At 40.1% G+C, this 11,889-nt stretch carries 12 protein-coding genes and 1 pseudogene; 9 read left to right on the forward strand and 4 right to left on the reverse strand.

The window, feature by feature from the left end:
- Positions 1–301: 301 nt before the first annotated feature.
- The 5 genes from H6G28_RS35430 to H6G28_RS35450 all read left to right on the forward strand — a co-directional run bounded on the left by H6G28_RS35430 (position 302) and on the right by H6G28_RS35450 (position 5,325).
- On the forward strand, positions 302–718 hold the full coding sequence (locus tag H6G28_RS35430; protein WP_190594931.1) for a hypothetical protein: 417 nt from the start codon (positions 302–304) through the stop codon (positions 716–718).
- Positions 719–848: 130 nt separating this feature from the next.
- On the forward strand, positions 849–1,793 hold the full coding sequence (locus tag H6G28_RS35435; RefSeq protein WP_190677874.1) for a DUF4351 domain-containing protein: 945 nt from the start codon (positions 849–851) through the stop codon (positions 1,791–1,793).
- 389 nt (positions 1,794–2,182) lie between these two features.
- A complete protein-coding gene (gene acnB / locus H6G28_RS35440) occupies positions 2,183–4,807 on the forward strand; it encodes a bifunctional aconitate hydratase 2/2-methylisocitrate dehydratase (protein ID WP_190677876.1) in 2,625 nt (874 codons plus the stop codon).
- 57 nt (positions 4,808–4,864) lie between these two features.
- Positions 4,865–5,113, forward strand: a complete 249-nt coding sequence (locus H6G28_RS35445) for a type II toxin-antitoxin system RelE family toxin (protein ID WP_190471851.1) — start codon at positions 4,865–4,867, stop codon at positions 5,111–5,113.
- 14 nt (positions 5,114–5,127) lie between these two features.
- The gene (locus tag H6G28_RS35450) at positions 5,128–5,325 is read left to right on the forward strand and encodes a type II toxin-antitoxin system Phd/YefM family antitoxin (RefSeq protein ID WP_190677878.1); all 198 of its coding nucleotides are present in this window, start codon (positions 5,128–5,130) and stop codon (positions 5,323–5,325) included.
- A 101-nt stretch (positions 5,326–5,426) separates the two neighbouring features.
- Here the strand turns inward: H6G28_RS35450 and H6G28_RS35455 are convergent, their stop codons facing one another.
- The 3 genes from H6G28_RS35455 to H6G28_RS35465 form a co-directional block, all read right to left on the reverse strand.
- Positions 5,427–5,837, reverse strand: coding sequence for a hypothetical protein (locus tag H6G28_RS35455; protein WP_190677882.1), 411 nt, complete (start codon positions 5,835–5,837; stop codon positions 5,427–5,429).
- 5 nt (positions 5,838–5,842) lie between these two features.
- Positions 5,843–6,193 (reverse strand): hypothetical protein, encoded by a 351-nt coding sequence (locus H6G28_RS35460; protein WP_190677886.1) that lies wholly within the window; start codon positions 6,191–6,193, stop codon positions 5,843–5,845.
- A gap of 77 nt (positions 6,194–6,270) precedes the next feature.
- Entirely contained in the window at positions 6,271–6,630 is a 360-nt protein-coding gene (locus H6G28_RS35465; RefSeq protein ID WP_190677888.1) for a hypothetical protein, read from the reverse strand.
- Positions 6,631–6,889: 259 nt separating this feature from the next.
- Here H6G28_RS35465 and H6G28_RS35470 point away from each other — a divergent pair, with 259 nt between their 5' ends.
- Positions 6,890–7,291, forward strand: coding sequence for an endonuclease domain-containing protein (locus H6G28_RS35470; RefSeq protein WP_190677899.1), 402 nt, complete (start codon positions 6,890–6,892; stop codon positions 7,289–7,291).
- Between the two features lie 136 nt (positions 7,292–7,427).
- Here H6G28_RS35470 and rppA read toward each other — a convergent pair whose 3' ends face one another.
- A complete protein-coding gene (rppA, locus tag H6G28_RS35475; protein WP_190677900.1) occupies positions 7,428–8,120 on the reverse strand; it encodes a two-component system response regulator RppA in 693 nt (230 codons plus the stop codon).
- A 76-nt stretch (positions 8,121–8,196) separates the two neighbouring features.
- Between rppA and hisG the strand changes: the two genes are divergently transcribed.
- From hisG to H6G28_RS35490, 3 genes and pseudogenes are all read left to right on the forward strand, one after another.
- Positions 8,197–8,841 carry an ATP phosphoribosyltransferase gene (hisG, locus tag H6G28_RS35480; protein ID WP_190594939.1) on the forward strand — a complete coding sequence of 215 codons (645 nt, stop codon included), beginning with the start codon at positions 8,197–8,199 and terminating at the stop codon, positions 8,839–8,841.
- 266 nt (positions 8,842–9,107) lie between these two features.
- On the forward strand, positions 9,108–11,480 hold the full coding sequence (locus H6G28_RS35485) for a GAF domain-containing protein (RefSeq protein WP_190677903.1): 2,373 nt from the start codon (positions 9,108–9,110) through the stop codon (positions 11,478–11,480).
- Between the two features lie 17 nt (positions 11,481–11,497).
- A pseudogene (locus H6G28_RS35490) lies at positions 11,498–11,782 on the forward strand (response regulator); the annotation flags it as partial.
- Between the last annotated feature and the right edge of the window lie 107 nt (positions 11,783–11,889).

Genomic DNA, 11,889 nt, shown 5'->3' on the forward strand with positions numbered 1-11,889 from the left:
TTCGTTCTAAAATCTTTCACTTGCTTCAATTGTTCAATCAGAGAAGTACCCATAATTTTCCTCCCCTCAACACTTGCAATTTTACCTGTTTTAGGGAATGAAACAGCCCTGCCTTTATAAGGGGGGATTAAGGGGGGTAATTACACCATAGCACCCTCTACATCATAATTTAGTAATTCAATTCAGAGAAATCACGTACATAAATAAAAACTTGTGCTACAAAAAATGTGTTTTTTGCTGAACTATAATTCAGGTTAACTAAGCCAAAATAGCTTTGCAAAGCTTTTAAAAGAGCAAAATTATGCCTCGAAAAAAACGTAGTTCCCAGATTTTAGAAAAAGCTCAGTTTAGAGTCGCTGGAATGAAAGCTATTGATCCAAATCTTAATTTTGATGATACTCATAACTTGCAAAGCATAACGGAATTAATCGAGCAATTTAAAAAAATGCTTGAGGACTATAATTCTGCTCTAGCAGTCATAGATTCTTCTAAACAAAAGCTAGATGAAATGGAAAAAACCTTAAAACAAGTTTCCGATAGAATGGTGACAGGAGTTGGTTTTAAGTACGGCAGAAACAGCAATGAATATGAACTAGCAGGTGGTATTAGAGAAAGCGAGCGTGTCCGCAAAAGTAGATTAACACGCTTGAAATCTAACCCAGATAAAACATCCGATGAAAATGCAGTAACCACTTTAGTACCCTTGCGTAACATTTAAAGACAGTCAGCCAATATGCAAGTTTTACAGATCCCCGATTTCTTAAAGAAGTCGAGGATCTATAGCATTATAAATAGTTCAGTATTGCTATATAATCTGGGCATTAATACAGAATTTCCGCCATCTTAAAATGACCAGGTTCATACATGATCAATTTGCTAAAGACTACCTTGAAGAACTCTTAAAAAACTACGGGGAAGTCAAAGCCTCAGAAAAAGTCTCAGGAGAAATTAAAGAAATAGATGTTTTATTTACTCCTTTTCCCCAGCAAAACGCTAATTTACAAATACTAGGCTTACTAGGCAGGCTTGCCGAAAATCCTGCTATCATAGAACCTTTCCGCAATCCAGCTTCTACTGATGAAATTTGCGATTGTCTACTCAAATTATTAGAAGTCAAAGCTTATCTGCGGCGAGAAGCAAAAACTAACAAAACCAAACTGCCAGACTCAGAAATCCCTAAGTTGTGGGTATTGACTCCAACCATATCTGAAACTAAATTATCTGGTTTTAGAACTATTCAAAAAGAAGACTGGATATCAGGAGTACATTTTTTGGCTGATAACTTACGGACAGCAATTATCGCTATACATCAATTACCAGTAACACCGGAAACTTTATGGCTGAGGCTTTTAGGTAGAGGAAATGTGCAGTCACAGGCAATTGTTGAGTTGCAAGCGTTACCATTAGATCATCCCTACCAACAAGCCACCCTAGAATTAGTTTACAACTTGCGCCAAAATTTAAGATTAAATCAAGAACTAGAAGCAGATGATCGGGAGTTAATCATGCGTTTAGAACCACTATATCAAAGAGACAGAGAACAAGCCAAACAAGAAGGCAGACAAGAAGGCAGACAAGAAGGCAGACAAGAAGGTAGACAAGAAGGACGACAAGAAGAAGGACAAGGATTAATACTCCGTCAACTAAATCGCCGTTTTGGTGAAATTGAGGCATTATTAATTGAGCGAATTAGAAGCTTATCAATTGAACAGTTAGAAAATCTCGGTGAAGCATTGCTAGATTTTTCTAGTGTTACTGATTTAGAAACTTGGTTAAATCAACACTCAGAATAATTCATCAATAGATGTATTGAAAACCAGTATTTGTAGGGTGTGTTAGGCGTAAGCCGTAACGCACCGAAAACTTTGTAATAAATGCGTTACGCTGTCACTAACACATCCTACGTACATTTCAGAAATCAAATATTAGTCTTGTATATTGATAACCCATCTTTTCTATCATCAAGACAAAAATTCATCACCGCAGAATAGCGATCGCACTCAGTAAAATATCTTCTATGAGAACTAATACGCAAAACCATCATTTAAGTATTAGTCAAAATTATCGATGATCAATTACCAGTAAGGCTTTCAGCTATAAAATAGGCTAAACTCTTATAGCCAAGTCTTGCCTAAAAATAATTCATAATTAAGGGAAGAACATCCCAACGGAGAATAGAACAATGCTAGAAGAATATCGTCAACAAGTCGCCGAAAGGGCAGCATTAGGAATTCCCCCTTTACCGTTGGATGCGAAGCAAACCTCAGAATTGTGTGAATTACTGAAAAATCCGCCCAAGGGTGAAGAAGAAACATTATTACATTTGTTGCGCGATCGCATCCCCCCTGGCGTAGATGCAGCCGCCTATGTTAAAGCTGGATTCTTAACAGGTATTGCTAAAGGCGAAATCACCAGTCCCCTAATTTCCTCAATTGAAGCGGTGGAATTACTGGGGACAATGGTAGGCGGTTATAATGTGCAGTCTTTAATTGAGTTGTTGCAATTTTCTACCAAACCATCAGAAGGTGATACACCCCTAGTCATGGGTGGTGAAGGTAAAGAACCCATCGCCGCCTATGCCGCCGCCGCCCTCAGCAAAACCTTATTGGTGTATGATGCCTTTCATGATGTTTTGGAACTGTCTAAAACCAACCCCTACGCTAAACGGGTAATTAACTCTTGGGCAGAAGCAGAATGGTTTACTGTCCGTCCCAAACTTCCAGAATATATTAACGTCACCGTCTTTAAAGTGCCTGGGGAAACCAACACCGATGATTTATCCCCAGCCACCCACGCCACCACCCGCCCAGATATTCCCCTCCACGCCTTGGCAATGTTAGAGTCACGGCAACCAGGAAGCTTAGAAACCATTGCCGAGTTGAAGAAAAAAGGACATCCCGTGGCTTATGTTGGGGATGTTGTCGGGACTGGTTCATCGCGGAAGTCGGCTATTAACTCCGTGTTATGGCATACAGGACAAGATATCCCCTTTGTTCCCAACAAACGCGCTGGGGGTTATATTTTAGGTGGTGCGATCGCGCCTATCTTTTTCAACACTGCTGAAGATGCCGGTGCTTTGCCCATACAATGCGATGTCACCCAACTCGAAACCGGTATGGTAATTACCATCTATCCCTACAGAGGTGAAATTACCAACGAAGACGGCGAAGTTATTTCCACCTTCACCCTCAAACCCGACACCATCCTTGATGAAGTCCGCGCCGGTGGACGTATCCCCCTACTTATCGGACGTACCCTCACCGACAAAACCCGCCAAGCATTAGGCTTAGAACCCAGCACCTTATTTATCCGTCCCCAGCCACCAGCAGACACAGGTAAAGGTTACACCCTAGCCCAGAAAATGGTAGGTAAAGCCTGCGGTTTACCCGGTGTCCGTCCAGGCACATCCTGTGAACCCATCATGACTACCGTTGGTTCCCAGGATACCACCGGCCCCATGACCCGCGACGAACTCAAAGAACTGGCTTGTTTAGGTTTCAGTGCTGATTTAGTGCTGCAAACCTTCTGTCATACCGCCGCCTATCCCAAACCAGTAGACATCAAAACCCACCACGAACTACCAGATTTCTTCTCCTCCCGCGCTGGTATCGCTTTGCGTCCCGGTGATGGTATCATCCACTCTTGGCTCAACCGGATGCTATTACCCGACACAGTAGGTACAGGTGGCGACTCTCACACCCGCTTTCCCTTGGGAATATCCTTCCCCGCCGGTTCCGGGTTAGTTGCCTTTGCTGGTGCTTTGGGTGTGATGCCTTTAGATATGCCAGAATCAGTTTTGGTAAGATTCAAAGGCGAATTGCAACCAGGAATCACCCTGCGAGATATTGTCAACGCCATTCCTTATATCGCTATTCAACAAGGTTTGCTAACAGCAGAGAAAGAAAACAAGAAAAACATCTTCTCTGGACGCATCATGGAAATTGAAGGCTTACCAGACTTAAAAGTCGAACAAGCCTTTGAACTTACCGATGCTACCGCCGAACGTTCCTGTGCAGGTTCCACCATTAAATTGAGTGTCGAGACAGTCGCCGAATATCTGCGTTCCAACGTAGCCTTACTGAAGAACATGATTGCACGGGGTTATCAAGACTCCCGCACTCTCCTGCGCCGTATCGCCAAAATGGAAGAATGGTTAGCCAACCCCGTGTTATTAGAAGGTGATGCAGACGCGGAGTATGCAGCCATCATTGAAATTGATTTAAACGACATCAAAGAACCAATTGTGGCTGCTCCCAACGACCCTGATAATGTTAAATTATTATCGGAAGTTGCTAATGATCCAGTACAAGAAGTATTCCTTGGTTCTTGTATGACAAACATCGGTCATTATCGTGCAACTGCCAAAGTTTTAGAAGGTGCAGGAGAAGTCAAAACTCGCCTGTGGATAGCACCACCCACCCGCATGGATGAACACCAATTAAAAGAAGAAGGCGTATACAGCATTTTTGGTGCGGCTGGTGCAAGAACAGAAATGCCTGGTTGCAGTTTATGTATGGGAAATCAGGCGCGAGTTGCTGATGGCACAACTGTATTCTCTACCTCTACCCGCAACTTCAATAATCGCATGGGTAAAGGTGCAAGAGTGTATTTAGGTTCTGCTGAATTAGCCGCAGTTTGCGCGTTGTTAGGTTGCATTCCCACAGTGCAGGAATATCTTGATATTGTGGCGAGTAAGATTCATCCTTTTGCTGATAATTTATATCGGTATTTGAACTTTGATCAAATCGTCGGTTTTGAGGATGAAGGACGGGTGATTTCTAAAGAGGAGGAAGCTTTGTTGGTATAGTTTAACTAGGGTGAGCCATGAAGACTCACCCTAATATATTTCAAGAGAGTTAATTATGTGCAGTACCAAATAGAATTTAAGCCCAAAGCAATTAAAGATTTAGAGAAATTTCCTGTAGATATTAGAGAACGCATCATCAGTAAAATTGAAGCGATGCAAGATGACTTACAAGGAGATGTCAAACGCTTAACCAACTTTACGCCAGAATATCGTTTGAGAGTAGGTGATTATCGAGTTTTGTTTGAATTAGAAGAACAGACTATCATGATATATAGGGTGAAGCATCGCAGTAAAGCTTATGAGTAAAAGGAGTTGTAAAAATGATTGAATTACATCCTGAATTTTTAACAAAAGATGGTCAAAAGCAATTTGCCGTTTTACCTTATGAGGAGTTTTTAAAAGTTCAGGAATTGCTGGAGGATTTAGAAGATTTAAAAGATTTAAGAAATGCGAAAACAGAAGAAAAAGATACTGAAGCACTATCTTTAGCTGAGGTAAAGAAAATGTTATTATCCTAAATTGACTTGATAATAATAACCTTTTTAAAATTTTCTCAACTTCTAGTTTTTTTGATAAACTTAAAAAGTTGGTATTTTTATGAATTTATAAATCACATAAATTAAGAAACCTCGAAAACTAACACTTTTTTTTGAAAAAATTCTTTAATTGTGACATAGTCTTCTGCTATTTCAGAAAAATCTTCTTTGGTTTCTAATTGTTTATATTTTTGAAAAATTGCTTCTGCTATAACCTCCCATATTTTTTCATTAACAAAGTAATACCGTGATTCAGGATGTAATTGAATTTCTGAGCCAGTCTTCAAGAATGTTTCTATTTTATCATCATAAGCATTTAGACTTAAAGTTTTTGTTTCTATACCTTCAGTAAATTTATTGTCCAGCATTTCATCAACATTTCCTTCTTTTTCTAAAATATACTTTAATTCCTGCAAAATTTCACCATACTGATTATCTTGAGTAAATTCTTCAGAAAAATACTTAATTCTGCCAAAATGAATAGACTGAGACATAAATTTCAATTCCTAGCTTGTCTAATGTATTCAACTAACTCAGGTAAGCTGTTTACTTTTTGCAAGTTTTTGACAAGGCGATCAACTGAATCACAATCATAATATTGTATATCTATATTAGGAAACTCTGTTTTCAGTTGTTCTAAAAGATTACAGTTATTACTGTCTAAGCGATTAACAGGGAAGATATAACGAAAGCCGCTTGGCTGTCTTTTTTTTAGTAGTTTTTTTACGTCATTTATCCATTTTTTAAGACTATTTTGATTAATAGGAGCATCCATATTCTCAGGAGAAGATTTGCACTCATAGATATAATTTCCTGCTTCAAAATATTTTGGTTTTTCCTGAAAAATCATTGAGTTTACCTTTTGAATAGTTGGAATGTACTTTATCTTACTTTATGAATATCAGACAAGAGATTCATTTCATTTAGTTATGCCGACTTTCTAGTATCACGAAAATGAGCTTTAACAGTAAATTGATTTCCCAATTTACTAACTCTGCTATGTTCAGAAATAGCTACTATTTTACCAGTTAATAACCCTTGTATTAAATCATCTGCTTTCTGTGATAAAGCTACAAAATCTGTACTTTGTTCAGTATCACTTAAATTATCAACATAATCAATTCCAGGCTGCATCTTAAATTGTTTCATTAAATCTTTCAAAATAGATTTAAAAGTTTTGTCAATTTGTTGTCCTTTTTCAAATTTGTTTAAATCTTTCCAGTCTGGTAAAGCTTCTAGTGCTTTACTTAAAGCTTTTTTAATAGATTGAAATCCAAAGTTTGACATTAAATATCTCCTGAGAGATTTGCAGGTATTCGGTATAATTAAGTTATATTTAATAGTTATTTAAACGTCAAGCTATTGCTAAAAAATACGTAATTTTACATATAATTTCCTCTTTCAATCTCCTTGCTAACCTAACCCCATACAACCTTGTATTTGAGAAGAGTGGTGAGGAATCTAGCTCCCCTCTCCGCGTCGGAGAGGGGTTGGGGGAGAGGTCAGCCATAATGTATAAATCAACACCAGCTTCCATAATTCATACATGAATAATTCAACACCAAAAAAAGACCAAATTACCAATATAGTTATCGGACAAACAATAAACCCAAATAAAATTCAGATTGCTAAAGAATTTCGTCGCCAAATGACACCAGCAGAAACAATTCTTTGGCAACATCTTCGCAGTAATCGTTTGCATGGTTTACACTTTCGTCGTCAGCAAATTATTGATGGTTTTATTGCAGATTTTTACTGTCACGCGGCTAGATTAGTGATAGAGGTGGATGGAAAAATTCACGAACAACAAGCTGAATATGATGCGGAACGTGAGAAAGTTTTATCAGCTAGAGGGCGGCGTTTGTTAAGAATTAAAAATGAGGAAGTTTTACAGGAAATTGAGCAGGTTTTGATGGTGATTTATCAGGTTTGTTGTGAAGAGACCTAACCCCCTAACCCCCTTCCCTACGAGGGAAGGGGGAACAGGTTTACTGTTTTTTACCTAAATATGCGATCGCCTCATATCAACCAGTAAAACTTCAACCATAATATATTGCACTCCCAAATTTCAAAGTGCGATCGCCTTACTCAACAAAAGCACTACCGAAGCGATAGCCTTTACCATACACTGTGTGAATCAAAGTAGCTTCTTTCCCCATCTCAATCTTGCGGCGCAACAGACGAATTAATGCTGCGATAACGTTGCTACTTGGTTGTTCTTCATCTTGCCAGAGATGCTCCATAATTTGGGCGTGAGTTAGCAACTGTCCTGTGTGTTCCATAAAGTATTGCAACAGTTGACTTTCTTTTTGCGATAGTTCAATAATGCGTCCTTGGCGGTAAGCTACTTGGTTGTCGCAATCAAGTTCTAAATCAGCAACAACTAATCTTTCGGGAGTGGTTTCATAAATTTGGGAACCTCCACGACGCAACAAAGCGCGGACTCTGGCTAACAATTCCCGTAACTCAAAGGGTTTAACTAAATAATCATCTGCACCAGCGTCTAAACCTTGCACGCGATCGTCTAAGGTATCTTTGGCGGTAAGAAACAACACAGGTGTATTTTTGCCTTGTCGTCGCAATTCTTGGCAAATTTCTAATCCGGTTTTTCCTGGCAACATCCAATCTAAAATTAGTAAGTCATAATGACTGGCTGCGGCCAGATGACTACCATTAGCCCCATCATAAACCGCATCTACGGTGTAACCTTCACGAGTTAACACGCGACTTAAGGGGTCTGTTAATTCTACTTCATCGTCAACTAATAAAATTCTCATGCTGCTTATGGTAAGCAATCGAGATATTCTCAATAATAAATGAACTGTCTACACGCTAAGGATATCAAGAAAAAGAATGTTGACTGTCGCACTACCGAAAGGGGAACTACTAAAAAATAGCATCCGCCTGTTGCAATCTGTGGGATTAGATTTTAGTGCTTTTTTAGATTCTGGAAATCGCCAACTTCAGATTCTTGATGCGAGTGGACAAGCTAAGGGTTTGTTGGTACGCGCACAGGATGTACCTGTCTATGTAGAATATGGTCAGGCACAATTGGGAATTGTTGGTTATGATGTGTTGCGAGAAAAACAGCCACAGGTAGCCCATTTAGTTGATTTACAATTTGGCTATTGTCGCATGTCAGTGGCAGTTAAAGCATCCAGTCCTTACAAATCACCTTTAGATTTTCCGCCCCACAGCCGCATTGCTTCTAAGTATGTCAATTGTGCTAGGGAATATTTTCAAAGTTTAGATTTACCAGTGGAAATCGTACCGTTGTCTGGTTCTGTAGAACTTGGCCCAATTACAGGAATGTCAGAAGCGATTGTGGATTTGGTTTCTACGGGGCGGACTTTGCGCGAAAATGGCTTAATTGAATTAGAGACTTTGTATCACAGCACAGCGCGGTTAATTGGACACCCGTTAAGTTATCGAATTAATACAGGTAATATGTGCGAGTTGAGTGCTAAGTTGCGCGAGGCGGTTTTGGTGAATGTATAGGGTGTAAGGGTGTAAGGGTGTAAGGGTTTTGAACAAATACATACACCCCCATACCCTCTCACCCTTAAACCCAATCTCTACAGACAATCTTTGTGCGTTAGTCTTAATTCAAGTTTATGGCGATCGCTTAACTTCAAATCTAAAAAAACTCCTCTGAAAACTCAAAGCTAGTTAAATTATTAACTAAAGTAAAAAAATATTAATTAAAAATCAAATTTTTCCCGACTTTTAATCAAACCTTTTTTTAAGTTTTTTCCCAAAAATTAATGCAACCTGAATCTTATCATCAAGAACAGGCGAGGCTAGAAGCTTTACGCCGATATCAGATTTTAGATACTGAACCAGAACCAGCCTACGATCATCTTGCTCAGTTAGCAGCTTTTATTTGTGGTACTTCCATTGCTTTGGTTAATTTCATTGATGAAAATCGTCAGTGGTTTAAAGCAAAACTTGGTATAGATGTGGCAGAAATGCCCCGGAATGTTGGTTTATCGTATCTTTGCTTAGAACGCCAGGATATTGTAGTTATTAATGATACCTTGCAAAACGAGCAATATGCAGCCAATCCGGTAGTGACGGGTTATCCATATATCCGGTTTTATGCTGGCGTTCCTTTAGTTTCTCCTGACGGGCAAATATTAGGAACACTTTGTGCAATTGACCCAAAACCAAGGGAATTGAATCAAAAACAAATAGAGGCACTATCAGCTTTAGGTCGTCAGGTAATTAGTCAATTAGAACTCAGGCGGCATTTAGTCGAAAAACAGCAAACTGAAGAGTTTTTGCGTGAAAGTGACCAAAGATTGAAGTTAGCATTACAGGCGGCTAAACTGGGTTCTTGGCAACTTGACTTAAAAGCAATGGAATTAGCTGCTTCTAGTCAGTGCTATGTCAACTTTGGTTTACCGCCAGAAGTTGATTTTACCTATAGTAAGCTGTTGGAATGTATTCATCCTGACGATCGCTCTGATATGCAAGAGCGTGTCAGACAAGCTATAGAAAATCATAGCGATTACGAGGCAGAATATCGCTGCATTTGGCCAGATAACAGTATTCATTGGATATTAGCCAGAGGTACTGTTATTTATGATGGGGATAATCAACCTATGCGGATGATTGGTGTCACCTTAGATGTGACTGACCGCAAGCAAGCCGAAGAAGAATTAAAAAGACAGAACTTGCGATCGCAATTATTCGCCGAAATCACCCTCAAAATCCGAGAATCTTTACAGTTAGAAGAAATTCTGCAAACCACAGTTCAAGAAGTCCAAAAACTTTTGCAAGCTGACCGTGTGTTGATTTTTCGGCTGTGGGCAGATGGTTCAGGTACAGTAGTACAAGAATCTGTCTTACCAGGTTGGCCTGTGGTGTTAGGACAAAATATTCTTGACCCATGTTTCCAAGAAAGATATGTAGAAAAATATCGTCAAGGACGCATCAGCGCAATTTTTGATATTGCAACGGCTGATATTCAAGATTGTCACCGAGAATTTTTGCAGCAGTTTGGTGTCAAAGCTAACCTCGTAGTCCCAATTTTAATTCGAGATGGGATTTGGGGCTTATTAATTGCCCATCAGTGCGCCTACCCCCGCCACTGGAATAACTTTGAAACAGAATTATTACTCCAGTTAGCTAATCAAATTGGTATCGCTTTATCCCAAGCGCAGCTTTTAGAACAAGAAATTCGCCATGTTCAAGAGTTAGCCCGTTCTAATTCAGAATTGGAACAGTTTGCTTATGTAGCTTCCCATGACTTGCAAGAACCGTTGCGAATGGTGACAAGTTACTTGCAGTTACTAGAGAGGAAATATAGCAGCCAACTTGATGCCACTGCCGATCAGTTTATCAACTATGCCGTAGATGGGGCGCGGCGAATGCAAAATCTGATCAATGACTTGTTAAATTATTCACGGGTAACAACCAGGGGACAACCTTTTGTAGAAGTTGATTGTGGAGAAATTGTAGAGCAGGCGATCGCTAACCTAAAATTTGCTATAGAAGATAGTGGCGCAGAAATTACCTACGACCATCTCCCCACAATTACCGCCGATCCCATACAACTCACACAAGTCTTTCAAAACCTCATTGCCAACGCCATCAAATTCCGCCGAAACATCCCACCACGCATTCATATTGGCGCATTTCGAGCAGATGAAGGGGATGGAGGGCTAGGGGGACAAGGGGGACAAGGGAGACAAGAGGGACAAGGGGGACAAGGTAGACAAGGTGGACAAGGTGGACAAGGGGGACAAGATGGACAAGGGGGACAAGGTGGAAACGTAGACAAAAATATTTCTTCTCCCCCCTCACCCCCCTCACCCCTCCCCACTCCCCACTCCCCACTCCCCACTCCCCACTCCCCACTCCCCACTCCCCACTCCCCACTCCCCACTCCCCACGAATGGTTATTCTCCGTGAGTGATAATGGAATTGGTTTAGAGACACAGTATGCTGAACGTATTTTTGTAATCTTTCAGCGTTTACATGGTAGAAGTAAGTATCCGGGTACTGGTATTGGTTTGGCAATTTGTAAGAAAATCATAGAACGTCATAGCGGACGTATCTGGGTTGAGTCAGAACCGGGCCAAGGCTCGAACTTCTATTTCACAATTCCAGATCAAGCAGGTCAACCATCGTGAATCATCCACAATCAATTATGCCAATTGAGGTTTTGTTAGTTGAAGATAATCCTGGTGATGCGGAACTGACACGCATTGCCTTACAAGATAGCAAAATCTCAATTAACCTCAATGTTGTGGAAGATGGTGTAGAGGCGATGGCGTTTTTACGTAGGCAAGATAGCTATGCCAGAAAACCTCATCCTGATATTGTATTGTTAGATTTAAATTTACCGCGCAAAGATGGACGGGAGGTACTGGCAGAAATTAAATCTGACGATAAACTTAAACGTATTCCCGTCGTTGTCCTGACTACTTCCCAATAGTTATTGGGATACTGTTCGCCAATACCAAATGGCTTCCAACTTGCCCAGTGCTGTGGTGTCCAATATCGCTTGGGTTTAGGCAACATAATGATTGTGGGAGTGAA

This window comes from Nostoc sp. FACHB-190, from assembly GCF_014696905.1.
In the GTDB taxonomy this organism is placed as follows: domain Bacteria; phylum Cyanobacteriota; class Cyanobacteriia; order Cyanobacteriales; family Nostocaceae; genus Nostoc_B.

Bases quoted from the DNA above. Each gene is read 5' to 3' on its own strand.
- H6G28_RS35430 (WP_190594931.1), top strand. From the start codon at position 302: ATGCCTCGAAAAAAACGTAGTTCCCAGATTTTAGAAAAAGCTCAGTTT.
- H6G28_RS35435 (WP_190677874.1), top strand. From the start codon at position 849: ATGACCAGGTTCATACATGATCAATTTGCTAAAGACTACCTTGAAGAA.
- acnB (WP_190677876.1), top strand. From the start codon at position 2,183: ATGCTAGAAGAATATCGTCAACAAGTCGCCGAAAGGGCAGCATTAGGA.
- H6G28_RS35450 (WP_190677878.1), top strand. From the start codon at position 5,128: ATGATTGAATTACATCCTGAATTTTTAACAAAAGATGGTCAAAAGCAA.
- H6G28_RS35455 (WP_190677882.1), bottom strand. From the start codon at position 5,837: ATGTCTCAGTCTATTCATTTTGGCAGAATTAAGTATTTTTCTGAAGAA.
- H6G28_RS35460 (WP_190677886.1), bottom strand. From the start codon at position 6,193: ATGATTTTTCAGGAAAAACCAAAATATTTTGAAGCAGGAAATTATATC.
- H6G28_RS35465 (WP_190677888.1), bottom strand. From the start codon at position 6,630: ATGTCAAACTTTGGATTTCAATCTATTAAAAAAGCTTTAAGTAAAGCA.
- H6G28_RS35470 (WP_190677899.1), top strand. From the start codon at position 6,890: ATGAATAATTCAACACCAAAAAAAGACCAAATTACCAATATAGTTATC.
- rppA (WP_190677900.1), bottom strand. From the start codon at position 8,120: ATGAGAATTTTATTAGTTGACGATGAAGTAGAATTAACAGACCCCTTA.
- hisG (WP_190594939.1), top strand. From the start codon at position 8,197: ATGTTGACTGTCGCACTACCGAAAGGGGAACTACTAAAAAATAGCATC.
- H6G28_RS35485 (WP_190677903.1), top strand. From the start codon at position 9,108: ATGCAACCTGAATCTTATCATCAAGAACAGGCGAGGCTAGAAGCTTTA.